Source organism: Kitasatospora sp. McL0602 (genome assembly GCF_052076145.1).
GTDB lineage: Bacteria > Actinomycetota > Actinomycetes > Streptomycetales > Streptomycetaceae > Kitasatospora.
The window spans coordinates 1,000,764-1,023,785 of sequence record NZ_CP197246.1 but is presented as its reverse complement, the minus strand read 5'-3'; the positions used below and the strand labels follow the sequence as shown (position 1 = coordinate 1,023,785).

The 23,022-nt window shown below is 73.3% G+C and carries 18 protein-coding genes; 11 read left to right on the top strand and 7 right to left on the bottom strand.

What is annotated here, in order from left to right:
- Positions 1 to 40: 40 nt before the first annotated feature.
- On the bottom strand, positions 41 to 886 hold the full coding sequence (locus ACR68M_RS04835) for an oxidoreductase (protein WP_441249149.1): 846 nt from the start codon (positions 884 to 886) through the stop codon (positions 41 to 43).
- Positions 887 to 953: 67 nt separating this feature from the next.
- On the opposite strand from ACR68M_RS04835, the gene ACR68M_RS04830 reads away from it, so the two are divergent.
- Together ACR68M_RS04830 and cpt are read left to right on the top strand one after the other, a co-directional pair.
- Positions 954 to 1,661: a DNA-binding response regulator gene (locus tag ACR68M_RS04830; RefSeq protein WP_441249148.1), complete on the top strand. Its 708-nt coding sequence runs from the start codon at positions 954 to 956 to the stop codon at positions 1,659 to 1,661.
- 61 nt (positions 1,662 to 1,722) lie between these two features.
- Entirely contained in the window at positions 1,723 to 2,253 is a 531-nt protein-coding gene (gene cpt / locus ACR68M_RS04825) for a chloramphenicol phosphotransferase CPT (protein WP_441249147.1), read from the top strand.
- A gap of 278 nt (positions 2,254 to 2,531) precedes the next feature.
- Here cpt and ACR68M_RS04820 read toward each other — a convergent pair whose 3' ends face one another.
- The 3 genes from ACR68M_RS04820 to ACR68M_RS04810 all read right to left on the bottom strand — a co-directional run bounded on the left by ACR68M_RS04820 (position 2,532) and on the right by ACR68M_RS04810 (position 8,670).
- On the bottom strand, positions 2,532 to 4,340 hold the full coding sequence (locus ACR68M_RS04820; protein WP_441249146.1) for a CocE/NonD family hydrolase C-terminal non-catalytic domain-containing protein: 1,809 nt from the start codon (positions 4,338 to 4,340) through the stop codon (positions 2,532 to 2,534).
- Between the two features lie 125 nt (positions 4,341 to 4,465).
- Complete coding sequence (locus tag ACR68M_RS04815; RefSeq protein ID WP_441249145.1) at positions 4,466 to 7,504, bottom strand: AAA family ATPase; 3,039 nt, start codon at positions 7,502 to 7,504, stop codon at positions 4,466 to 4,468.
- The gene (locus tag ACR68M_RS04810; RefSeq protein WP_441249144.1) at positions 7,501 to 8,670 is read right to left on the bottom strand and encodes an exonuclease SbcCD subunit D; all 1,170 of its coding nucleotides are present in this window, start codon (positions 8,668 to 8,670) and stop codon (positions 7,501 to 7,503) included. Before ACR68M_RS04810 ends, ACR68M_RS04815 begins: the two co-directional genes overlap by 4 nt.
- 70 nt (positions 8,671 to 8,740) lie before the next feature.
- Between ACR68M_RS04810 and ACR68M_RS04805 the strand changes: the two genes are divergently transcribed.
- The 3 genes from ACR68M_RS04805 to ACR68M_RS04795 all read left to right on the top strand — a co-directional run bounded on the left by ACR68M_RS04805 (position 8,741) and on the right by ACR68M_RS04795 (position 11,487).
- The gene (locus ACR68M_RS04805; protein ID WP_441249143.1) at positions 8,741 to 9,691 is read left to right on the top strand and encodes a hypothetical protein; all 951 of its coding nucleotides are present in this window, start codon (positions 8,741 to 8,743) and stop codon (positions 9,689 to 9,691) included.
- A 213-nt stretch (positions 9,692 to 9,904) separates the two neighbouring features.
- On the top strand, positions 9,905 to 10,510 hold the full coding sequence (locus ACR68M_RS04800) for an NUDIX domain-containing protein (protein WP_441249142.1): 606 nt from the start codon (positions 9,905 to 9,907) through the stop codon (positions 10,508 to 10,510).
- A gap of 179 nt (positions 10,511 to 10,689) precedes the next feature.
- The gene (locus ACR68M_RS04795; protein WP_441249141.1) at positions 10,690 to 11,487 is read left to right on the top strand and encodes an SGNH/GDSL hydrolase family protein; all 798 of its coding nucleotides are present in this window, start codon (positions 10,690 to 10,692) and stop codon (positions 11,485 to 11,487) included.
- 69 nt (positions 11,488 to 11,556) lie between these two features.
- Here the strand turns inward: ACR68M_RS04795 and ACR68M_RS04790 are convergent, their stop codons facing one another.
- The 3 genes from ACR68M_RS04790 to ACR68M_RS04780 all read right to left on the bottom strand — a co-directional run bounded on the left by ACR68M_RS04790 (position 11,557) and on the right by ACR68M_RS04780 (position 15,935).
- Positions 11,557 to 12,843 (bottom strand): chitinase, encoded by a 1,287-nt coding sequence (locus tag ACR68M_RS04790; protein ID WP_441249140.1) that lies wholly within the window; start codon positions 12,841 to 12,843, stop codon positions 11,557 to 11,559.
- A 32-nt stretch (positions 12,844 to 12,875) separates the two neighbouring features.
- On the bottom strand, positions 12,876 to 14,009 hold the full coding sequence (locus ACR68M_RS04785; RefSeq protein ID WP_441249139.1) for a polysaccharide deacetylase family protein: 1,134 nt from the start codon (positions 14,007 to 14,009) through the stop codon (positions 12,876 to 12,878).
- Positions 14,010 to 14,141: 132 nt separating this feature from the next.
- Positions 14,142 to 15,935: an AMP-dependent synthetase/ligase gene (locus tag ACR68M_RS04780; RefSeq protein WP_441251512.1), complete on the bottom strand. Its 1,794-nt coding sequence runs from the start codon at positions 15,933 to 15,935 to the stop codon at positions 14,142 to 14,144.
- Positions 15,936 to 16,375: 440 nt separating this feature from the next.
- Here ACR68M_RS04780 and ACR68M_RS04775 point away from each other — a divergent pair, with 440 nt between their 5' ends.
- From ACR68M_RS04775 to ACR68M_RS04750, 6 genes are all read left to right on the top strand, one after another.
- Entirely contained in the window at positions 16,376 to 19,036 is a 2,661-nt protein-coding gene (locus tag ACR68M_RS04775; RefSeq protein WP_441249138.1) for a sensor histidine kinase, read from the top strand.
- Entirely contained in the window at positions 19,033 to 19,443 is a 411-nt protein-coding gene (locus ACR68M_RS04770) for a roadblock/LC7 domain-containing protein (protein ID WP_441249137.1), read from the top strand. The genes ACR68M_RS04775 and ACR68M_RS04770 overlap by 4 nt, the downstream gene beginning before the upstream one ends.
- Before the next feature lie 29 nt (positions 19,444 to 19,472).
- Positions 19,473 to 19,913 carry a DUF742 domain-containing protein gene (locus tag ACR68M_RS04765; RefSeq protein WP_441249136.1) on the top strand — a complete coding sequence of 147 codons (441 nt, stop codon included), beginning with the start codon at positions 19,473 to 19,475 and terminating at the stop codon, positions 19,911 to 19,913.
- Positions 19,894 to 20,484: a GTP-binding protein gene (locus tag ACR68M_RS04760; protein ID WP_441249135.1), complete on the top strand. Its 591-nt coding sequence runs from the start codon at positions 19,894 to 19,896 to the stop codon at positions 20,482 to 20,484. Before ACR68M_RS04765 ends, ACR68M_RS04760 begins: the two co-directional genes overlap by 20 nt.
- A 263-nt stretch (positions 20,485 to 20,747) precedes the next feature.
- On the top strand, positions 20,748 to 21,419 hold the full coding sequence (locus ACR68M_RS04755) for a winged helix-turn-helix domain-containing protein (protein ID WP_441249134.1): 672 nt from the start codon (positions 20,748 to 20,750) through the stop codon (positions 21,417 to 21,419).
- Positions 21,420 to 21,508: 89 nt separating this feature from the next.
- Positions 21,509 to 23,020, top strand: a complete 1,512-nt coding sequence (locus ACR68M_RS04750) for an ArnT family glycosyltransferase (protein ID WP_441249133.1) — start codon at positions 21,509 to 21,511, stop codon at positions 23,018 to 23,020.
- Positions 23,021 to 23,022 lie beyond the last annotated feature (2 nt).

The following is a 23,022-nucleotide window of genomic DNA, read 5'->3' as shown; positions in this document are numbered from 1 at the left end:
CCTACTGCCGCAAGCTACTGCCGCAGCCCGAAGCGGTCGGTCAACCTCGTAGGTCGGCGAGGTCCTCGTGGCTGAGGTTGAGGTCGTTCGCAGCGATGTTCTCCTCCAGGTGATCGAGCGAGCCGGTGCCCGGGATCGCCAGCACCGAAGGGGACTTCGCCAGGAGCGAGGCGATCCCGACCTGTGCGGCGGTCGCGCCCAGGCGCGCTGCGACCTTGTCGAGTCGTTCGGTCGCGGGCGGGCCACCGACGCCGCCGCCGAGCGGGAAGAACGGCACGTACGCAGTGCCGCCTTCCTCGCATTCCGCGAGCAGCCCCGCATCATCGGTGTACCGGTTCTGAACCGCCGAGACGGGCGCGATCGTCCGGGCCTCGGCGAGCTGGGCGGCGTCGACGTTACTGACGCCCAGGTGCCGGATCAGCCCCTCCGCGCGCAACTCGGCCAGCACCGCGAACCGTTCGGCGATCGACTCGCCGCCCGGTCCGGTCATCCCGCCGACCCGCAGGTAGACCAGATCGAGCCGGTCCAGCCCGAGGGAGCGCAGATTCGCCTCGACCAGGCCGCGCAGCTGGTCAGGTGTTGCCTGCCCGCTCGGCACACCGTCCGGCCCGCGCAGCGGCCCGACCTTCGTCGCGATCACCAGGTCGTCCCGGTACGGGGTCAGCGCCGTGCGGATCAGGTCGTTGGCCCAGACCGCTCCCCTGCCGTAGAAGCCCGCCGTGTCGATGTGGTTCACGCCCAGTTCCACCGTGCGCCGGAGCACCGCGACGGCGCCCTCCGGCGGTCGCGACGGGCCATCAAAGCTGTTCATCACCAGGCGCATTGCGCCGAAGCCGAGCCGGTTGATGGTCAGGTCTCCGCCGAGGGAGAAGGTCTTGATCGTCATGACGCTCATGGTGTCCGCCGCCACGATGCCCAGCCATGGCGTGACAGCTTGCTGCCACACTGGCGGGATGCGAAGCGAACAAGTCTATTCCGTCCAAGGGGACGCGGAGTTGATCGCGCGTGCAGGTCATCTCTTCGAGTCCGTGCAGACCGAGTTCCTGTGCGCCGCCCGGGATCTCAAGACCTGGTCGCAGCCGGAGGCCAGGGCCGCGATCCGGAACAGGTGGCGGGCTGCGGCTTCCTCGGACTTCACCACTCGTAAGCTGCTCAGCCCGGTCGCGCTCGCCGACGAGGAGGCCCGCGCGCACCTGCGGCTGGTGCAGAGCAAGGGCGCTCTCGTACGGATCAGCGGCTCGCTGCTGCCGCACGAGACCATCCTCCTCGACCGGCGGGTGATGATCCTGGCCGGACAGGAGACCCACGCCGGCCGCGAGTACACCGTGACGACGTCGCCGATCCTGGTCGAGGGCGTCCACTCGCTCTTCCGCGCGATCTGGGACACCGCCGTCGACCTCGACGCCTACCTGCGCAGCGACGTCCCGCACCTCGATGCCGACGGTCGCATGATCCTCGACGCGCTCGGTTCGGGACTCACCGACGAATCGGCGGCCAGACGGCTCGGGGTCTCGCTGCGAACCTATCGGCGGCGGGTGGCCGAGCTGATGGCCAAGCTCGAGGCCGACTCCCGCTTCCAGGCCGGGCTGCGTGCGGGCGAGTTGGGGCTCTCCGGCCAGGCGCGTGGTGGCCTTCCCCGGTCAGCGGTCAGCACGCCGTAGTGCTCAGGCCGGTCAAAATCGGATTGGGTCGGTGCTCCGGCGCCTCTACTGTGGGGCGGTGATGACCCAGGTGATCGTGCTCAACGGTGGTTCCAGCTCGGGGAAGTCCGGCCTCGCCCGGTGTCTGCAGGCGGTCCTGCCGGAGCCGTGGCTGGCCTTCGGGGTCGACACGTTGATCCAGGCCATGCCCGCGTCGATGAGGGCGTCGGAGGCGGGGATCGAGTTCGCTCCGGACGGCGAGGTGGTGGTCGGGGCCGCGTTCCGGGCACTGGAGGAGGCGTGGATCGAGGGGATCACCGCGATGGCCCGCGCGGGTGCTCGGGTCGTCGTCGACGAGGTGTTCCTCGGCGGAGCGGCGTCCCAGCAGCGGTGGCAGAAGGCTCTCGGCGGGTTGCAGGTGCTGTGGGTCGGCGTCAGATGCGAGAGCGCGGTCGCTGCGGGCTGCGAGGTCGCACGAGGTGACCGGCTCACCGGGATGGCCGAAGCGCAGGCAGAGCTGGTCCACCAGGGGGTGTCCTACGACCTGGAGGTGGACACGACGCATACCGAGGCCCTGGAGTGCGCGCGGATCATCGCGGCGCAGGTCCACTGATCTCGAGATACCCGGCGCGTCCAACGGGCGTGCACACGCGACGCGCAGCCCTGCCGTTCGTTGGTCCGTCTCGCCGTGGTCGAGCTCCATCGCGCCGTCTTCGACACTCGGCCCGCGAACATACCCGCCAGGCCCAGAGGCCAACCCCGAAGGACTTACGAGTCGGCCACTTGGGCCGGCGCCCCCAGACCGGCCGGACCCGACGGCGGGGTGTGCCAACGGCCCGCCGCGGCGCTGCGGCGGGCCGTCCGACTCCGAGGGCGTTGCGAGCTCTTCGCTCAGCCGAGCGGCAGCTCCAGCCGGGCTTCGCCGACGCTCGGCGAGGAGATGAAGGTGGTGCTGCCGTCCGTACCGGTGAACTCGTACAGCTCGTCGCGGCTGTTCACGACCAGCGTGAGGCGGTGGCCGGTCGGCAGGTCGTAGGCGGCGGGCTGAAGCTGCCAGGCGACGGCGCGGTCCTCATCCGCAGTCAGGTTGTACGCGGTGAACGGCTCGTGCGTGATGATCCGCGCGGTGCCGTCCGGGGCGACGTCGAACAGGTAGGCCACCAGGGTGGCCGCGTCGGCCGTGCTGCGGACGGCCAACCGCAGCGTCGCGGTGCCGCGGATGCGCCGGGCCACACCGCCCTGCCCGTCCAGCGGCTCCGAAGACCAGACCAGCAGCTGCGGCCGCTCGAACTTGGCCAGCTGGTATTCCAGGGGGTTGCCGAACCACTCCTTCTGCCCGGTCTTCAGGATCGCCTCCATCGCGGTGGCGGAGGTCAGGCTGCCGGCGGTGAAGTCCCGCTCCCAGCCGGGCGTCGGCTTCTCGGTCAGGGCGCCGTCGCCGGAGCCGCCGGTGCCGGTGAGGTACCAGACCTCGCTGCTGCTGGTGACATCGCCCCACGACGGGCTCGTCTCGCGGCGGGCCGGGGTGGTGATCCGGTGGCTGCCGCCGGGGACCGGGGCCGTCTTGTAGGTGAACATGACCTGGTTGTTCACCTCCGGCCAGTCCGGGACCTCGTTGTCGACGCCGAGCAGGTAATGGTCCAGCCAGGCGTACGCCTCCTGCATCGGCGTCCGCAGCCCGGGGAACGGCAGGCCGCTCACCAGCCCGGCCAGGCCTGCGCCTTCGGGTGCACCGTGGTTGCCGATCCACATGTTCAGCCGCTTCGGCACCTGGAGCCGGGCGAACGTGTCGACCATCGACTGGGCCGGGAACAGGCTCTCGTGCCAGGTGTTCGAGATGAAGGTGGGGGTGCCGTTGTTGTTCGTGTGCTCCACGTACGTCTGCGGGGACCGCTCGGCACCCCACTCCACCACCGCCTCGGTGGCCGCACCGTTCAGGAAGCCCTCGAAGAGCTGGTAGGTCGCCGGGTCGAACTTCTCCTCCCGCTCACCGCCGGTGAAGTCCAGCAGCAGCTCGGCCGCCTTGATGTGCCGGGTGCCGTTGTCGTACAGGCTGGTCGCGAGGTTCCCCCAGGTGCTCAGCGCGACCACGGCGGCCACGCGGTTCTCCGGGTCGTGCGCGGCGACCAGCTGACTGATGCCGGAGCCGTAGGACTCGCCGAGGAAGCCGATCCGGCTCGGGGTGAAGTACTCCTGCGCGTAGTTGATCACGACGGAGCCGTCGGCCCAGTCGCTGGGCCCGCCGACATCGATGAAGCCCTCGGAGGTGGACGGCCACCCCGGCGTGCCGAGGCCCCGGGGGGTGTAGGCCAGCACGTGGTAGCCGCGCAGCGCCAGCGAGACGTAGGAGTACATGAACGGCAGCCAGCCGTACGGGCTCCAGCCCGCCGGCATGATCACGACCGGGTGCGGCTCCCCGTCGTTCAGCTTGATCGAGAAGGCCGACAACTTGATCTTGCCCGACTGGATGTGGGGGAAGTCGACGATGGCCCGCTGCTGGACGTCGGCCACCTCACCCGCGATCTCCACCGGGAGCTCGCCGACCGCCTCGCCCTGGAATGCCGCGAGCAGGGCTCGGGCCACGGCGAGGACCGCCGGGCTGGGGTTGAGGCCCGCACCCTCCCACATGCCGTTGGTCGCAATGTCGGTGAGCGTCGCGTCGGTGATCGACGGGATCGGCTCTCCACCAGAACTAGCCATACGAACCACCCTTTTCATGACTGCCGGCGGCGCACCTTGAGGGCGCCATCCAGGCGCATCATGTTCCGAGGGGGCGGAGTTAAACTGACACGGCGTCAGCTGTCATCCGATCGAGTGGACATGCGTCAGAATCGCTCTCCGATCGGGCGGAGGGTGGAGCCTCGGCGGCCCTTGCGGACCAGCAGTTGGGCCGGGACGCGGGAGCGCAGGTGGGGGACGTGGCTGACGATGCCGACCGCGCGGTCGCGCTCGCGGAGGCCGTCCAGGACGTCCATCACCTCCTCCAGGGTCTGTTCGTCCAGACTGCCGAAGCCCTCGTCGACGAAGAGGGTGTCGAGTGGCATGCCGCCGGCCTCGTCCGTCACCACGTCGGCCAGGCCGAGGGCCAGGGCGAGGGAGGCGAAGAAGCTCTCGCCGCCGGAGAGCGTCGCGGTGTCCCGCTCGCTGCCCGTCCAGGCGTCCACGACCCGCAGGGCCAGGCCGGAGCGGCGGTTGCCGGAGGCGCGGTCGTCGCTGTGGACGAGGGTGTAGCGGCCGCCTGACATCCGGACCAGCCGGTCGCTCGCCGCCGCCGCGACCTGCTCCAGCCGGGCCGCCAGGACGTACGACTCCAGGCGCATCCGCAGCTGGTTCTCCGTCGAGGTGCCCGCCGCCAGGGCGGCGAGCCGGCCGATCCGGTTGAACAGGTCCAGTGCGGGGGCCAACTCGGCGGTCAGGGCGGCGAGTTCCTGGCTGATCCGGGCCAGTGCGGCGGTGCGCTCGCGGGCCGCGCTCTCGGCGGCGGCAGCCTGCCGCAGCCGCGCGGTGGCGGCCCGCAGGCGGTCCTGCGCACCGGGCAGATCGGCGGCGGCCAGCGCGGCGGCCGCCACCAACTCCGGGTCGGCCAACCGGGCCTCGGCCGAGGCCCGAGCCGCCCGCAGGGACTCCAGCCGGGCCTGCAGCGCCGTGCGTTCGCCCGCGGGGAGCAGCGCCGAGCGCGCCTCCTCGGGACCGTCGAAGCCCGCCGCCCGCGCGGCTGCCAGCAACTCCCGCTCCGCGTCCGCGAGGCGGGACTGCGCCTCCGCCAGCCCACGGGCGGCGGCCAGCGCCGCCCCGAGCGTGTCCGCCTGCGCCGCGAGTGCCGCACCACGGGCGGCGACCGAGGGCGCGTCGCCGCGTGCCTCGGTGACCCGCCGCCCCAGCTCCGCGCGTTCGGCGGCCAGCGTCACGAGCTGCGCGGACAGCGCGGCGCCGCGCTCCCCGGCCTCCCGCAGCCGGGCCTGCCGCTCGCGCTGCTCGGCTTCGAGCCGGGCGATCCGGTGCGCCGTCGCGCCGAGCCCGTCGGCCGCGCCCAGTGCCTCGCGGCGGGCCGCCTCGGCCGCGCCCAGCTCGGCCCGCAGCTCCGCGACACCGAGGCCCCCGGCGGCGCCCGCCGCCTCGGCCTCCGCCACCCTGAGCGCCGTCAGCGCGGCCTCGGCGGCGCTGGATGCCCGTTCCGCGCGGGCCTGTTCGGCCAGGGCGCGGTCCTCGTCCGCCGCGCTGACCTGGGCGCCCGTCGGCCGGGCCGGGGCCGGGTGCACCGCCGAGCCGCAGACCCGGCACGGCTCGCCCTCGCCCAGCTGCGCCGCCAGCTCGGCGGCCATCCCCGCGAGCCGCCGCTCGCGCAGCTCCAGGCCGAGCGCTCGGGCGTCGAGTGCGACCCGGCGGAGCGTCAGCAGCTCGCCCTCCGCCTCGGCGACCTGCCCGCGCAGCCCGTCCCGCCGCTGGGCGGCGGCCAGTCGATCGCCCAACTCTGCTCGCTGTACGTCTAGTTGCTCGACCCGAATCCCGGCCGCCTGAGCCCGCTCCTGCTGCTCCTGGAGCACCCGCACCCGCGCGTCGTAGTCGACCAGCCACTCCCGGGACTCCTCGGCCAGCTCCTCGGCCCGGCTCTGGTCGGTGGTCAGCTGCGCGGCCTGGCGCAGCAGCGCCTCGTGCCGCTGCTCGTCCGCCCGCGCCGCGGCGAGCCGGCCGAGCTGCTCGCGGATGCCCCGCTCGGCCTCGGCGAGGTCCTCGATGCGCTGACTATCGCCCCAGCCGTCGCCCGGACCGCCGCCCCGGCCGTCGCTCTGGTTGAGAGCGCGCAGAGCTGCCGTGCGCAGGCCCGCCTCGCGCTGGGCGTTGTCGCGCAGGCGCAGCAGGGACTCCACCCCGAGGGCGGCCTGTGCGGCCGACAGCCGACGCTCGGCACGGGAGCTCTCCTCGGCGCCCCGGGCCAGCTCGGCGGCCTCGGTGACGGCGGCGCGGTGACGGCGCTGGCGGTCGGCGAGCTCACCTGTCCGCTCCTGCCACTGCTGGGCGGCCGTCTGCTCCGCCTCGGCGGTGCCGAGCGCGCAGTGGGCGACGGCCAGCTGCTCGGCGGCCCCGCCGCGCAGGATCGCGGCCCAGGCCGGCAGGGCGTCGGCCGGCCCGGCCACGCCCGCGTCCTCGGCGGGCACCCAGTCGTCCAGCGGTTCCGCGCCCGGACCGGCGGCCTCCGCCGCCCGGCTGGCCAGATCACGCAGCCGCAGCCGCCCGGCGGCGACGGCCGCCTCGTGCCTGCGGCGCTGCTCGGCGAGCCAGCGCTCGACCTGCTCGAAGCGGCCGGTGTCGAAGAGCTGGCGCAGCAGCGCCGCCCGCTCGCCCGCGTCGGCCCGCAGGAAGCGGGCGAAGTCGCCCTGCGGCAGCAGCACGACCTGGCAGAACTGGTCGCGGCTCATCCCGATCAGCTGCCGGATCTCCTCCCCGGCCTCCTGGTGCGAGCGGCTGACGGCCCGCCAGCCCGGCTCCCCGTCACCGGCGTCGGCAGCCCACTCGCGGAGCAGGGTCTGTGCCTTCTCGGTCGTGAAGCCGCTGCCCCGGCGCTTGGGGCGCCGCTGCTCGGGCGAGCGGGTGATCTCCAGCCGCCGCCCGCCGAGGGTGACCTCCAGCCGCACCTGCGTCGGCACGTCGGCCTCGGCGTGGTCGCTGCGCAGCGGGTTGCCCCGGCGCGAGCCGGGGACCTCGCCGTAGAGGGCGAAGCAGACCGCGTCCAGCACGCTGCTCTTCCCGGCCCCGGTCGCGCCGCGCAGCAGGAACAGCCCGGCGGCGGCCAGCTCGTCGAAGTCGACGTGCTCGGTGCCGGCGAACGGGCCGAAGGCGGTGACCGTCAGCTGATGCAGTCTCACCGGGGCAGCTCCTGCTCGTGGTCGGCGCTCTGCCGGACGGTCTCGAACGCCTCGCGCAGCCAGCGCAGCTCCAGCTCGTCCGGCTCGCTCCCCGGGCGGACGTGCCGGACGAAGCCCTCGGCGACCTCCAGATCCGGCCTGCCGCTGACCCGGGACGCGTACGAGGGGTGCTCGGTCCCCGGGGTGTGCTCGGGGTCGAAGAGCAGCTGGAGGGTGTGCGGGAAGCGCCGCCGCAGCTGCTCCATCGGCTCGGCCGGGCGAGCCGGGTCGGTCAGTGTCGCCTGCACCCAGGCCTCCTCGTGCACCGCCAGCGCCTCGTCGGCCAGCAGGTCGGCCAGCCGACCGCGCAGCACGGCCAGCGGGCGGGGCTGCGGGCAGTCGACCCGGTCGGCGGTGACGGAGCCGTCGGCGGCCAGGTCGACCAGCCACATGGTCTTGCGGTGGTGCACCTCGGAGAACGAGTACGCCAGGGGTGAGCCGCTGTAGCGCAGGTGCGGGGCGAGCGTCTGGCAGCCGTGCAGGTGGCCCAGCGCGGCGTAGTGCACGCCGTCGAAGACCCCGGCGGGGACGGCGGCCACCCCGCCCACGGTGATGTCCCGCTCGCTGTCGCTCGGCTCGCCGCCGACGACGAAGGCGTGCGCCAGCACCACCGCCCGCGTCCCCGCCGGCCGTGCGGCGAGGTCGGCCCGGACCCGGGCCATCGCGGCGGCGATCACCTGCTCGTGCCCGCCGCGCTCCAGGCCGAACCGCTCACGGGTGAGGGCCGGCTCCAGGTACGGGAGCCCGTAGACGGCGACCGGGCCGTGCCGGTCGGCGAGCAGCACCGGCACGGCGCAGCCGTCCGGGTCCGTCCGCAAGTGGATGCCGGCGCGGTCGATCAGCCCGGCGCCGACGCCGAGCCGCCGGGCGGAGTCGTGGTTGCCGCTGATGAAGACCGTCGGCACGCCGAGCTCGGCCAGCCGGTGCAGCACGTCGTCGAACAGCCCGACCGCCTCCAGGCCGGGCAGCGCGCGGTCGTACACGTCCCCCGCGACGAGCACCGCCTCGACCTGCTGCTCCCGGACGACCGCCACCAGGTGGTCGAGGAAGGCGCGTTGGGCGTCGTGCAGGCTCTCCCGGTGGAAGGAACGGCCGAGATGCCAGTCGGAGGTGTGCAGAAGTCTCACGCACCGAGTATCACAGCAGCCTCCGACAATCCCTCCCGTCGCCCGCCCCCGCTCGGTGACACTGCGTCGAATGTCAGTCACGGTAGGTATGTTCGGCGGCGTCGGTGGCAGCGCCGGCGCGGGTGGCCCGGCGTCGGCCGGGCCCGTCGAGCAGGGAGAGTTCATGGCGAAGAAGCGCAGGCCCGAGCACGGCAGGGAGCGGACCAGGTTGCGCGCCCCGGGCGGGCCCGGCCGGGCGCCGCTGCGGCAGCCCGTCGCGCTCGCGGTGGCGGCGAGCACGGCGGACTTCGCGAGCCTCGGGCGGCACGGCCTGTTCGGGTCGGCCGACTACGCGTCCTACCTGGAGCAGACCGAGGTGCAGCTGCGGGTGCTGCACCGGCACGGCGTCGACGTGCACCTGCGGGTGCTCGCGCCGGTCGACTTCGAGGACTTCTGCGAGGAGCACCAGCTCGACCCGGCCGACCCCGTCGCCCGGGTCGCGTACGCGGCCGACCCGGAGCTCGCCGGGGAGCCGTTCCGGTACGGCGGCCAGGCCCTGCCGTCCCTGCTGCCCGCCCTGGAGGCGGACCAGCTGGCCCGCCTCCAGGTCACCGTCGGCTGCGCCTCGCTGCTGGAGTCGCTGGGCTGGGCCGAGCAGCCCGAGGAGCGGCTGACGGAGATCCTCCAGTACGTCTCCGAGGTCTACCTGGCCCTCGCCGCCGGGGCGGGGGAGGGCTGCCACCGGCTCTCGATCCGCTCGGTCGGCCTGGTCGACGGGGAGGTGCTGGCGGCGGGCTCCGCGCTGTGCACGGGCTCCGGCGAGTCCGCGTCGGGCGGGCGTGACGTGGAGGCCTTCTGCGTGACGCTCGCGGCGGCGGTGGCGGGCTGCGGCGCGGGTGAGCTGCTGCTGCACTCCGAGGGGCGCGCGTACGGCTGGGCGCTGGTCGACGGCTGGCTCCGGCCGATGACCGCCCGTGAGACGGCCACCGTCGTCCCGGCGGCGGAGGCCGGTGGCGCGCAGGCGGGGTTCCCGCTGGGGTGACGCGGCCGGCCCCAGGGGTGCGGGGCTGCGCGGCCAGGGGTCCACGGACGTGGGTGGTTGGTCGCGCACGCAGTGAGTAGGGCAGAGCCTCGCGCCCCCGGCTCCGGCCCCGGGTCACACTTCCGGCCCCAGGGCGGGCGTCAGGGCTGTTCATCGGTCGCGTGTTCGGGGAAGATCAACAGTCGGGCGCGCCGGGCACCGGAGGGAGGACGTATGGGCCGTATCGAGTACAGCGCGGAGATCGCCGAGCTGCTCGGCCGGGTGCGGCGGCGTCCGACTGCGGGGTGGCCGTGGCGTCCGGGGGAGGGCGTGCCGGAGGGGCTGCCGGTGAAGCAGTCCTGGGGGTGGCTGTTCGTGCCGGACGGGCGGGTGCTGACGCTGGTCAATCCGAAGGACGGTGTGGTCAGTCTGCCGGGCGGCTCGTTGGAGCCCGAGGACGGCGGCGATCCGGCGGCCGCGCTGGCGCGCGAGGCCGCCGAGGAGGCCCAGGCGGTGATCGGCGCGCCGCACTACCTGGGGTACCTGTACGACCGTGTGGGCTCCGCGAACGGCGGGCACGAGTGCGCCCGGGTGCGGATGACGGCCGCCCTGCGCGGGGTGGGGCCGACCGCGCCGGATCCGGCGTCGGGGCGGCACTACCGGCGGCTGCTGGTCGCCCCGGGGCTGGCCGTCGAGCTGCTCGGCTGGGGTGCGCCGGGGCTCCGGCAGGCCCGGGTGGCGGTCGCGACCGCCGTGGTGCGGCTGGGAGTCCCGGCGGCGGCGAACGAGACGATCGAGGAGCTCCCGCCCGGCGGTGCTGCCTTCCTGTCCGGCCGGTGACTACTCCCGGCCCTGCCGTTCTGTCAATAGCCGTGCAATGCCGGTGAGTTGACACTCTCCTGAACTGAGTGCGCCACAAGAGCGACCATCCGCAACAACTTTGGCATGACCACTATCCGTACCAAGCTACTGCCTGGTATCAAAAGTGTGACCCACACCACCCACCCGTGGAGGAGCTCATGCGAACGGCCCGTGTTGTGTCCGCTGCAGGCCTGGCGATCGCGCTTTCCCTGTCCACTGTCGCCGCCGCCGGCACCGCCCAAGCGGTATCGGTCAACTACGTCGCGCTGGGGGATTCGTACTCCTCCGGTGTCGGCGCCGGGAGTTACACCAGCGAGAGCGGCAGCTGCTACCGCAGTACCAATGCCTACCCGTACCTCTGGAAGAACGCCCACAGTACGACCTCCTTCACCGACGTCGCCTGCTCGGGCGCGGTGACCGACGATGTGCTCAACAACCAGGTCTCGGCGCTCAACTCCGCCACCACCCTGGTGAGCATCACCATCGGCGGCAACGACGCCGGCTTCGCCAGCACCATGCAGACCTGTGTGCTGGACGACGAGAGCGCCTGTCTCTCCGCCGTCAGTGCCGGGCAGGCGTACGCGACCAACACGCTGCCCGGCAAGCTCGACCAGCTCTACTCGACGATCCACAGCAAGGCGCCCAACGCCCATGTGGTGGTGCTCGGTTACCCGCACCTCTACCAGATCGGCGGCAGCTGCATCTTCGGCATCGGCGACACCAAGCGGGCCGCCATCAACAGCGCCGCTGACACCCTCGACGGGGTGATCGCCAAGAGAGCCGCCAACGCGGGCTTCACCTTCGAGGACGTGCGCAGCCGGTTCACCACCCACGAGATCTGTGGCAGCGGCACCACCTGGCTGAACAGCACCACCTGGCCGATCTACGAGAGCTACCACCCCAAGGCCGCCGGCCAGTCGGGTGGCTACTACCCGGCGTTCAGCGCCGGCGTCTGACCGGTCCGAGGCCTGTGAACCGACGGGGGCGCGGGGAGTGATCCCCGCGCCCCCGTCGTGCTGCTCGGGTCAGCAGGGGCCGTCGTCGGCCCAGACGCCCCACTGGCCGCTGGCGCTCGGGTTCTCGTTCTGCGTCCACCACTTGGCGTGCCACTTGTGGCCGCCGTAGGAGACGGTGTTGCCCGCCGTGTAGACCTTCGTGCTGTCCCAGGCCGCCACCGCGCAGCCGCCCGGCGAGGACGGGGAGGACGAGGGCGAGGAGGACGGCGAGCCCGACGGGGGAGAGGTGGGCGGGGTCGCCCCGGCGAAGCGGACGGTGTACTTGGTGAAGTCCCAGTCGTTCTGGGCGACGCTGGAGCAGGAGCCGGAGAGCCCCGGGTCGACCGTCCCCGCGCACTGGCGGTCGCGGTTGACCGACCAGTGGGTGAAGCGGGCCAGCTTGTGCGCGGTGGCGAAGTCGAGCACGGTCTGGAAGTCGGCCTGCCGGAAGTACTCGGCGGCGTCGGTGCGCCCGTTCATCAGCGAGACGCCCTCGTGGGCGTACGCGGTGGCCTCGCTCCAGCCGAAGGTGGACTGGAGGATCGCGTTGAACTTCACCAGCGCGTCGGTCTGGGCCGCCGCGCCGTTGAAGCCGCCGTCGAACGGCATGATCGAGTAGTTGGCGGGCGTGAAGCCCTGCGACTTCGCCTCGTTCAGCATCTGGGTGCCGAACCAGCCGGTGCCCGCGTTGGTGCCCGCCGTGGTGATCGAGACGTACAGACCGGCGTTGTTCTGCTGGAGGATGCGGGCCGCGCTGATCTCGTTGTGGATCGCGGCGGTGTTCTCGTACTCCGGCTCCTCCAGGTCGAAGTCGATCGCCTTCAGCCCGTACTTGTCGATCACCTTCTGGTACCCGGCGGCGGTCGCCTCCGGGCTGCCGCAGGTCTGGCCGAGCTTGGTGCCGCCGTAGCCGCCGACCGAGACCGAGACGTCGCCGCCCTTGTCCCGGATGGTCTTGATCACGGCGGGCATGGTGGTGTCGGTGTCGATCGAGGACGTGCCGCCCCAGGCCGGGCGGCAGCTGCCGCCGTCCAGGATGAAGGCGAGCTGGAAGGCCTTCTGGCCGGTGGCGTCCATCACGGCGGCCGCGTCCGGCGGCGAGTTGTCCTCGGGCATCAGGTAGGGGGCGCTGGCGTACCAGTTGCTGCCCAGGGCGGTGGTGGCCGAGGCGTCGGCGCCCGCCGCCAGGGCGGCGACACCGCCGGCCAGCAGGCCGAGTCCGAGCACGGCGGCGAGCGGGCGACGGGCGCGCGCTCTTCTGCGCGACTGCGTGGGCGGGGGCGACTGCGTGGGCGGGGTGATCCGGGTGCGTTCCATGTGGGGTGGAACCTCCTGAGGACGAAGGGGGATTACCGCAGGTAGTCGGTCACACCGGCAGGCTTCAGACCGGCCGCCTGGGCGGCGGTCAGGGCCCGCTGGAGGTCTGTGGCGAGGGTGTCGGTGAAGTGCATCAGCACGACGTCGCCGGGCTGGAGGGCGCCGCCCCGGTAGACGTTGGACGCGCCCCAGCTGAAGTCGGCGGTGGCGGTGAGCACCGTCCTGATCCCGCAGTTGGCGGCGGCCTGGAGGGTGTCGGCGTTCCAGGTGAGGTACGGCGGGCGGAAGATCGTCGGCGCCGTGCCGTAGAGCCGCAGGTCGGTGTCGCGCGCGGAGCAGATCTCCGCCTGCTGCTCGGCGGCCGAGAGCGTGGTGAGATCGCGGTGCGAGACGGTGTGGTCCTGGACAGACGAGCCGGGCACGGCGGTGACGCTCTTGAAGTAGTCCGCGTTCCAACCCGATGGCATCGGCAGCGGGAAGGCGGTGATGGGGAGTTGGTGGTCCGCGATGAACCGGGCGGCCTCCGGGGTGGCCTGCCAGCCGTCGTCGATGGTGAAGAAGACGACCTTGTCGTCGGTCGGCACGTTCCAGGTCGCGTGCGCGGGCTCCGGCGCCGGGCCGCTCAGTTGGACGTCGTCCGCCGTGAACGCGCCCTGCCCGTACCAGCCGTGCAGGGCCAGCCGGACGGAGGTGTCGGCGGCGCCGGTGGTGAAGCTCGTGGTGAGCAGCTGCCAGCCGTCGCCGGTGCCGCCCGTCCAGGCGGGCGGCACGTCGTGGCCGGTGCCGGTGGCGCCGAGGAAGACGTAACTGCCGTGCACCCAGGCGGAGAGGGTGTACGTGCTGGACGGGCGCACCGAGACGGTCTGGCTGCACTCGCCGGTGCTGTCGGCGTTCGCCGGGGTCACCGCCAGGGCCGAACCGCCGCTGTGCGCGGCCGTGCTGAGGCCGGCCTCGGCCGCCCCGCAGTTCCAGCCGGGGATCGAGCCGTAGTCGGCCAGCGGCAGGGTGGGGATCTCGAAGCCGGGGTTGGTCGCAAGATTGACCGCCGGAGTGGCAGAGACTGCCGGGCCGCCGTCGGCGTGCGCGGCCGGGGCGGCGAGGCCGAGCACCGAGAGGGCCGCCGTCGCGGCACATGCGGACATGCGGCGGCGAAGAGTGGTGGGCACGAGGACAACTCCTGTGTGGGGGCAGGGTGGAAGGCTCCCGGAGGGGCGGGAGCGGGTCGGCATGCCGCACACAGGCCGTGCCACACAATGGACTGGACCAGACGGCCCGTCAAGGGGGCACGGCCAGGTCTGTCAGGCCGTGTAGAGCTCCTCGACGTCGGCCGCGTACATCTCGACGATGGCCCGGCGGCGCAGCTTCAGCGAGGGCGTCAGCTGGCCCTGGCCGACGCTGAACTCGCCCGGGAGCAGCCGGAACGCACGGATCGACTCGGCGCGGGAGACGGCCGTGTTGGCGGCCGCGACGGCCCGCTGGATCTCGGCGTGCAGCTCGCTGTCGGTCAACACCAGCCAGGGGTCCAGCTGTTCGCGCCCGTGGGCCTTCAGCCAGTACGCCAGCGCCTCCGGGTCGAGGGTGATCAGGGCGGCGACGTACGGCCGGTTGTCGCCGACCACCAGGCAGTGGTTGACCAGCGGGTGCGCCCGGACGCGCTCCTCCAGGGCGGTGGGGGAGAGGGTCTTGCCGCTGCTGGTGACGATCAGCTCCTTCTTCCGGCCGGTGATGGTGAGATGGCCGTCCTCGTCCAGGACGCCCAGGTCACCGGTGCCGAACCAGCCGTCGTACCAGTCGTCCGCGCTCGGCGGCAGGCCCAGGTACCCGGCGAAGACGGTCGCCCCGCGGACCCAGATCTCGCCGTCCTCGGCGATCACCACCGAGACGCCGGGCAGTGGTGTGCCGACGGTGCCCGCCTTGGCGCGCCCCGGGCGGTTGGCGGTCACGGCGGCGGTGGTCTCGGTCAGCCCGTAGCCCTCGTAGACCGGCATCCCGGCGCCGGTGAAGAGCAGCGCCAGCTCGCGGCTCAGCGTCGCCCCGCCGGACATCACGCTGCGCACCCGCCCGCCGAACACCGCCCGCAGCCGCTGGTAGACCAGCCGGTCGTACGCGGCGTGCCGCAGTCGCAGCGCCGGGCCCGGCCCCGGGCCGCGCCCGAAGGCGCGCTGCTCGCGGGCGGCGGCCCACTCCATGGCCACCTCGGTGGCCTGGGCGAAGAGTTCGCCGCGCCCGGCCTCCTCGGCGGCCTGCCGGGCCCGCTGGTACACCTTCTCGAAGATGTACGGCACGACGTGCAGGAAGCTCGGCCGGAAGGACGCGATGGCGGGCAGCAGCGAGTCGTTGGAGAGCAGCCCGTGGTGGCCCAGCCGGATGCCGCCGCGCACCGCCGCGACCTGGATCACCCGCGCGTAGACGTGCGCCAGCGGCAGGAAGAGCAGCGTGGCCGGGGGTTCGCCGCCGGAGTCGCGGAACACCTCGCCCCAGCCGGAGAGCAGCGCGTCCGCCTCGGCCGCGAAGTTGCCGTGGGTGATCAGGCAGCCCTTGGGGTGGCCGCCGGTGCCCGAGGTGTAGATCACGGTCGCGACGGACTCGGGTGTGACGCCCAGGCGTTGGCGGTGCACCAGGCTGTCCGGCACCCCCCGGCCGTCCTCGGCGAGGGCGGCCACGCAGCCCCGGTCCAGCTGCCAGATGCCGGTGAGGTCGGGCAGTGCGTCGCAGACCGCGCCGACCGTCATCGCGTGGTCCTCGTGTTCGACCACGCAGGCCACGGCCTGGGTCTCGGCGAGGATCCAGCGCACCTGCTCGGCGGCGGAGGTGGGGTAGACCGGCACCGGGACGGCGCCGATCGACCAGAGTGCGTAGTCGAACAGCCCCCACTCGTACCGGGTGGTGGACATCACCGCGACGCGGTCGCCGTACCGGACGCCGCGTACCAGCAGGCCCTTGGCGACGGCCATGACCTCGTCGCGGAACTCGACGGCCGTCACGCCGGCCCAGCGCTCGCCCTCGCGCCTGGAGAACTGCACCAGGGCAGGGGTGCGCTCGGCGGTGTCGAACACCGAGTCGGCCAGCCCGCCCACCGCCGGGGCGGGCATCGCGAGGTCGCCGCCTTCGCGCAAACTCCCGCCCCCGATTCCCGTACGCCAAGCCCGGCTTCGCAGCCGACCCGTGCCCTACCGTCCCGGTTCGCACCTCCCGGACGGTCCGGACGAAGCTACCCGATCACCGCAGCGCTGCCCAGACCGTACGGGCCGTTCCGGCGGATCGGCACGTGCCAATGCCCAGGGTGCCGCCGGTCACCCGGTGGCGTGGGTGGGGGCGGGGGCCGGGTGGACGGGCCGCCGATCCGGTCAAAGCGGGCGTATCCGGCAGATCCGGATGATCACGGCAGCTGCCCGAACCCTTCCCTCCAGGCCCTTCGAACGAGTGGTCAGGGAGTAGTAAGCTCGCGCAGATCCGTCGGCCGGGCAGTGCCGTCGGGCGACCCCGAAGCCCACTCCCTCGTCCACGCCTGGCCTTCCCGACCGAGGACTCCATGCGTCTGCGCCGCAGCTCGATCCGCGCGAAGATCATCGCGCTGCTCATGGTGCCCATCATCGCGCTCACCGGCCTCTGGGTGTACGCGAGCCTGGTGACCACCGGAGACGTCTGGGCCCAACTCGACGTCAGCACCGCCTACCGGGCCTTCGGCACGCCTACCGACCAGTACGCCCGCGACCTCCAGGAGGAGCGCCGCGCGGCCGTGCTGCGGCTGGCCGACCCCAACGCCCCGGCCGCCCAGGAGGCCTACCGGCAGGCCCAGGCCGTCACCGACCGTGACCTGGAGCTGCTCCGCTACCAGTCGCACGGCTCCGACGCCGGCTCGCTCGACCGCAACCAGCGCGCCCGCTTCCAGGACGTGCTCGCCGAGGGCGACCAGCTGACGACGCTGCGCCGCCAGGTCGACCGCAAGGCCAACAGCTGGTCGTACGTCATCGGCCAGTACAACGACCTCGTCGACCCGGTCTTCGCCTTCCGCTCCGCCTTCCTCAGCCGACAGAGCGGCCAACTGCCGCGCCAGGGAACCATCCTGATCGAGCTGGTCCGTGCCCGTGAGTACCTGGCCCAGGAGGACGCCGCGATGGAGGGTCTGCGCGCCACCTCCAAGCCGTCCGACCAGATGGTGCAGGCGGCCCTCGACGCGCTGCACAACCAGCGCGCCCTGCTCGGCATCTACGTCCGCGAGCTCGGCGCGCAGGACCAGACCGACTACCGCGACCTGCGGGCCGGCAGCAACTGGCAGGCGATGGTCAGCCAGGAGGACTACTTCCAGCAGAGCCAGGACCACATCCAGGCCGTCAAGTCCGGCGCGGACAACGCCTGGCACTCGACCGCTGCCAGGGCCCTGGACGACCTCGGCGACCTCAACACCCGGCTCACCGCCACCCTCGGCGCCCGCGCCAAGGCCTACGCCGTCAACCAGCTGGTGCGCGGCGGCATCGCCGGGCTCGTCGGCCTGATCGCCGTGGTGCTCTCGATCGTCATCTCCTACCGGATCGGCCGGGGCCTGGCCCGCGAGCTGATCAACCTGCGCAACGCCGCCCTCGACCTCTCCGGCACCCGGCTGCCCGCCGTGATGCTCCGGCTGCGCCGGGGCGAGGCGGTCGACGTCGCCGCCGAGTCCCCCGGGCTGGAGTTCGGCCCCACCGAGATCGGACAGGTCGGGCGGGCCTTCAACGAGGTGCAGCGGGTCGCCTTCGAGGCGGCCGTCGAGCAGGCGGAGCTGCGCCGTGGCGTGTCGGCGGTCTTCGTCAACCTGGCCCGGCGCAGCCAGGTGCTGCTGCACCGTCAGCTGACGCTGCTGGACACCATGGAGCGCCGCACCGAGGACCCGGGCGAGCTGGAGGACCTCTTCAAGCTCGACCACCTGACGACGCGCATGCGCCGTCACGCCGAGGGCCTGATCATCCTCTCCGGCGGTTCGCCGGGGCGGGCCTGGCGCAAGCCCGTCCGGATGGTCGACGTCGTCCGGGCCGCCGTCGGCGAGGTCGAGGACTACGCCCGGGTGATCGTCCGGCCCTTCCCCGGCACCGGGCTGCTGGGCAGCGCCGTCGCCGACGTCACCCACCTGATCGCCGAGCTGGTCGAGAACGCGGCCGTCTACTCGCCTCCGCACACCCAGGTCACGGTGCAGGGCGAGGTCGTCGCGCACGGCTTCTGCCTGGAGATCGACGACCGGGGCCTCGGCCTGAGCGAGCTCGCACTCGCCGGGATCAACGAACGGCTCGCCGAGGAGCAGGAGTTCGACCTCGCCGACACCGACCGGCTGGGCCTCTTCGTGGTCAGCCGGCTGGCCCGTCGGCACGGCATCCGGGTGCACCTGCGGCCCTCGCCGTACGGCGGCACGGCGGCCGTGGTGCTGATACCGCGCGAGCTGCTCGCCGAGGCGATGGAGCCGGCGGCGCCGCCCGTGGCCCAGACCCCGGCCCGCCCGGTCAGCCACCGGGGCCAGCGCGAGCTGGTCTCCGTGCCGGCGCTCGGCGAGGACGGCACCCACCGGCGCAGCCACGCCGCGCCCGTCACGGCGGACGAGCCCGTACGCACCACCGAGCGTCCCTCGGGCGGCCCCCGCCCCGCCGCCGCCGAACCGGCCCGCACCCCCGGCGGCCTCCCGCGCCGCCGCTCCACCACGGGCGCTGCAGCAGGGGGCAACGCGGAGGGCGCCGACGAGAGCGGCACCGGCCGGCACCGCCGCGCCGACCACCCGGCTGAGCCTGGGGCACCGGCCGGCGCACCGGCGGACCCGGCGGCCGAGCTCGCCGCCGGTGGGCTGCTGCCGCGCCGCGTCCGGCAGGCCAGCCTCGCGCCTCAGCTCAAGCCGGTCACCGGCGAGGCCGCCGCGCCCGCCGAAGCCACCCGGGAACGCTCGCCGGAGGAGGCTCGTTCGACCTTCGCCTCCTTCCAGCGCGGCTTCCAGCGCGGCCGGAGCGACCGCCTCCAGCCCGCCTCGCTGACGGTCGTCCCCGACCCGCCGTCCGTGCCGGTCCCCACAGCCGCACCCGCACCCGTCCCTGCACCCGGCCCGATCCCGCAGCCGCTCCGCGCGGCGCTCACGGCCTCACCGGTGCCCCCGGCCCTCCCGGCACCGCCGAGGCCGGTCGCACCACGCGTACCAACAGCACAGCCTGCTTCATCAGTGGAAGGAACCGAATCATGACCGTTCCGGCGCAGCCGTCCGGCGAGCTCAACTGGCTACTGGACGACCTGGTGGGACGCGTCGCGGCCCTGAGGCACGCGGTGATCCTCTCCAGCGACGGGCTCGCGACCGGCACGTCCAGCGGTCTCGCCCGCGAGGACGCCGAGCACCTGGCGGCCGTCGCGGCCGGGTTCCACAGCCTCGCCAAGGGCGCCGGCCGGCACTTCCAGGTCGGCGGAGTCCGGCAGACGATGGTCGAGCTGGACGAGGCGTTCCTCTTCATCACGGCGGCGGGCGACGGCAGCTGCCTCGCCGTGCTGAGCGAGGCGGAGTCGGACGTCGGCCAGATCGCGTACGAGATGGCACTGTTGGTGAAGCGGGTCGGCGAGCACCTCTCCGCCGACGCGAGGACCGAGCCCGCGCCGTAGCGCGGGTCGGAGGGGGGATGACCGTCGCGATGAGTACCGAGGAAGCCGCACCCGAGGCCGGGCCACCGGTCTCCGGACCGCCCGTGCAGGAGCGTTGGTTCGACGACGAAGCGGGCCCGGTGGTGCGGCTCTTCTCGATGACCCGGGGCCGGGCCCGGCCCGCCGACGGCCTGTTCGACCTGATCTCGCTCGTCACCGCCACGGAAGCGCCGCCCGGCCAGGCCCCGGCCCCCGAGCTGCATCCGGAGCTGCACCCCGAGCACCACACCATCCTCTCCCTCTGCCGGGACGAGCCGCTGAGCGTCGCCGAACTCGGCTCGTACACCGATCTGCCGGTCAGTGTCGTCCGGGTGCTGCTCGGTGACCTGCACGACGCCGAGCTGATCAGCGTCACCCGACCCGTTCCGCTCACCGGGCTGCCGGACGAGCGCCTGCTACGAGACGTGATCAATGGCCTCCGTGCTCTCTGACGCCCCGTCCTCCCCCTGGGGCGCCGTCGCCCTCAAGATCCTCGTCGCCGGAGGTTTCGGCGCGGGCAAGACCACGCTGGTCGGCGCGGTCAGCGAGATCCGCCCGCTGCGCACCGAGGAGCAGCTGAGCGAGCTCGGCCGCCCGGTCGACGACACCTCGGGGGTGGAGGAGAAACGCACCACCACCGTCGCGATGGACTTCGGCCGGATCGACCTGCGCCCCGGCCTGGCGCTCTACCTCTTCGGCACCCCGGGCCAGGACCGGTTCTGGTTCGTCTGGGACGAGCTGGCGCAGGGCTCGCTCGGCGCGCTGGTGCTCGCCGACACCCGGCGGCTCGCCGACTGCTTCCCCTCCGTCGACTTCTTCGAGCAGCGCGGCATCCCGTTCGTCGTCGCGGTGAACTGCTTCGAGGGCACCGAGGTCTTCGCGCCGGACGACGTCCGGGCCGCGCTCGACCTGGATCCGGGGGTGCCCGTGCTGCTCTGCGACGCCCGCCGCCGCGAGGACGGCAAGGAGCTGCTCATCCGGCTGGTGGAACACGCTGCCGCAACGCGCGCACAACATTGTTAACGGAAGACCTCCGACCTGATGAGGCACAACGCGTCCTCCATCTGATTGAATGACCGCATGAAACACGTCGTGGACAGCGCCCAGGGTCGATTCGACCTTGAGCCGTTCTGGCCGTCCCGACAGCCGCACCTCTTCGACCAGACGTGTCCGGGTTCACCCAGCGCGTCCCGGCGCTCCGCCCGCTGACCCTTCGTCAGCCCGGTAGCACGCCAGGTTCGACGCGCAGACGACCCACCATCCGTCACGCGCGAAAGAGCGGCACCATGTCTTCCTTCACGGCCACCCTTCCCCTGCCCTCCGCGACCCCGCACCTGCGCGCGGTCCGGTCCGTCCCTTCGACCGCTGAGCGCAGGTACCCCCCGGTGCCGCACCAGCATCCGCAGCCCGCCCTGGCGGAGCTCGTCGACAACCTCCCCGCAGGCGCCACCGTCGTCGCCACGCTTCCCCAGTCCGCCATCCCGCAGGACCTGTTGGCGCAGTACGGCGCCCAGCTCGGCACGGCCGCGACCGGCCGGCCGCTGGTCGGCTACCTCGTCCTCGTACCGACGGCACCGACCGGACCGACGGCACCGACCGGACCGGCTGCAACCACCGGACCGGCCGCCGCCTCTCCCGTGGCGGAGCCGGTGTCGCGGGCGCTGCCCCGCCCGCGCGGCATCAGCGTCGATGTCGAACGCCGCAACGCCTGGGTGGACGGCAAGCTCCTCGACCTCACGTACCTGGAGTTCGAGCTGCTGGCCCACCTCACCGAGTACCCGCAGCGGGTGCACACCCGCGACCACCTGGTCTCCGCCGTCTGGGGCTACGGCCACGTCGGCGACGGCCGCACCGTCGACGTGCACGTCGCCCGGCTGCGCCGCAAGCTCGGCGCCGCCTACCGCGACACGATCGTCACCGTCCGCCGGGTCGGCTACAAGTACGCCCCGATGGCCTGAGCGACCAAGCGACCAAGCGGCCCGAGGGCCCGGCAGGCGACACTGCCGGGCCCCTGGCCGCCCCGACCACCGACTGACACACTGCTGCGGTGAGCATTCGGGGGAATGGTCGACCAAGTCCGCAGTGGGGCAAGCTCCAGCCGTTCGCGCTCCGCCCGGTCCTGGCGGTCGGCGCCCTGCTCGCCGCCGTGCTGATCGCCCTCTCGGGGCGGTACGGCTTCCACCGCGACGAGCTCTACTTCCTGATGGCAGGTCAGCACCCGGCCTGGGGGTACGTCGACCAGCCGCCGCTGACCCCTCTGCTGGCCCGCGCCGCCTCGGCCGTCCTCGGCCCGACGCCGACCGGCCTGCGGGTGCTGCCCGCCCTGCTGTCGGGGTGTTCCGTGCTGCTGACGGCCCTGCTGGCACGCGAGACCGGCGCCGGCCGGGGCGGGCAGCTGCTCGCCGCCGGGTGCTGCGCCTGCTCGGGGTACGTGCTGGCGGTCGGCCACCTGCTCTCCACCAGCACCTTCGACCTGACGGCCCAACTGGGCGTCCTGCTGCTGACCCTGCGGCTGCTGCGGACCGGGGCCGCCCGGTGGTGGCCCGCCCTCGGCGCGGCGGTCGGCGTCACGCTGCTCAACAAGCAGCTCGTCCTGTCGCTGCTGCTCGCCCTCCTGGTGGGCGTGCTCGTCTCCCGGCCGCCGCGTGGCTCCCTGCGCCGACCGGTGGCCGGTGTGCTGCTCGCGCTGCTGGTCGCGGCGGCCGTCTCCGGGCCGACCCTCTGGTGGCAGGCCGCCCACGGCTGGCCCGAGCTCGAGGTCGCCCGGGTGATCAGCCACATCGAGGGGGTGTCCGGGCGGCTGCTCTTCCTGCCGCTCCAGCTGCTCCAGTTCTCACCGCTGCTGGTGCCGATCGCGCTGGTCGGCCTGCGCAGCCTGCTCCGCTCCGAGGAGCTACGGTGGGCCCGGCCGCTCGCCGTGGCGTACCCGGTGCTCTGCGGGCTGGTCCTGGTCGGGGGCGGGAAGCCCTACTACCCGCTCCCGCTGCTGCTCGCGGTGACGGCGGCGGGCTGCGAACCCGCCCTCCAACGGGCCGGGCGGTCCTGGCGGAGCCTCCGGCCCCAGCTGCTGCTGGCGGCGGCGACCAGTGCGCTCGCCGCCCTGCCGCTGCTGCCGGTCTCGACGCTGGCCGTGCCGAACGCCGTGGACGCCGACCAGGGCGAGCAGGTCGGCTGGCCAGAGCTGGTCCGCGCCACGGCGGCGGCCTGGGCGGTGATCCCCGCCGACCAGCGGCCGCACGCCGCCCTGCTCGTCTCGAACTACGGCGAGGCCGGCGCCCTCGCCCGCTACGGCCCGGCCCAGGGGCTGCCCACCGCGTACTCCGGCCACATGAGCCTGTACGACTGGGGCCCGCCCCCGGACGGTGACGACGGGCCCGTCCTGCTGCTCCACCAGGCCGACTCCGCCCGCCTGGAAGAGCCCTTCACCGACTGCCGCACCCTCGCCCGGATCGACAGCGGCCACCACCTCGCCAACCAGGAGCAGCACGCCGCACTGGTGCTCTGCACCGGCCCGCACCGGCCGTGGTCAGCGCTCTGGCCGGGCCTTCGTCAGTACTGACC

Excerpts from the sequence above, each read along its gene's own strand:
- ACR68M_RS04790 (WP_441249140.1), bottom strand. The coding sequence starts at position 12,843 with ATGGAACGCACCCGGATCACCCCGCCCACGCAGTCGCCCCCGCCCACG.
- ACR68M_RS04780 (WP_441251512.1), bottom strand. The coding sequence starts at position 15,935 with ATGCCCGCCCCGGCGGTGGGCGGGCTGGCCGACTCGGTGTTCGACACC.
- ACR68M_RS04765 (WP_441249136.1), top strand. The coding sequence starts at position 19,473 with ATGAGTACCGAGGAAGCCGCACCCGAGGCCGGGCCACCGGTCTCCGGA.
- ACR68M_RS04770 (WP_441249137.1), top strand. The coding sequence starts at position 19,033 with ATGACCGTTCCGGCGCAGCCGTCCGGCGAGCTCAACTGGCTACTGGAC.
- ACR68M_RS04755 (WP_441249134.1), top strand. The coding sequence starts at position 20,748 with ATGTCTTCCTTCACGGCCACCCTTCCCCTGCCCTCCGCGACCCCGCAC.
- ACR68M_RS04795 (WP_441249141.1), top strand. The coding sequence starts at position 10,690 with ATGCGAACGGCCCGTGTTGTGTCCGCTGCAGGCCTGGCGATCGCGCTT.
- ACR68M_RS04800 (WP_441249142.1), top strand. The coding sequence starts at position 9,905 with ATGGGCCGTATCGAGTACAGCGCGGAGATCGCCGAGCTGCTCGGCCGG.
- ACR68M_RS04760 (WP_441249135.1), top strand. The coding sequence starts at position 19,894 with ATGGCCTCCGTGCTCTCTGACGCCCCGTCCTCCCCCTGGGGCGCCGTC.
- cpt (WP_441249147.1), top strand. The coding sequence starts at position 1,723 with ATGACCCAGGTGATCGTGCTCAACGGTGGTTCCAGCTCGGGGAAGTCC.
- ACR68M_RS04830 (WP_441249148.1), top strand. The coding sequence starts at position 954 with ATGCGAAGCGAACAAGTCTATTCCGTCCAAGGGGACGCGGAGTTGATC.
- ACR68M_RS04835 (WP_441249149.1), bottom strand. The coding sequence starts at position 886 with ATGACGATCAAGACCTTCTCCCTCGGCGGAGACCTGACCATCAACCGG.
- ACR68M_RS04805 (WP_441249143.1), top strand. The coding sequence starts at position 8,741 with ATGTCAGTCACGGTAGGTATGTTCGGCGGCGTCGGTGGCAGCGCCGGC.
- ACR68M_RS04820 (WP_441249146.1), bottom strand. The coding sequence starts at position 4,340 with ATGGCTAGTTCTGGTGGAGAGCCGATCCCGTCGATCACCGACGCGACG.
- ACR68M_RS04775 (WP_441249138.1), top strand. The coding sequence starts at position 16,376 with ATGCGTCTGCGCCGCAGCTCGATCCGCGCGAAGATCATCGCGCTGCTC.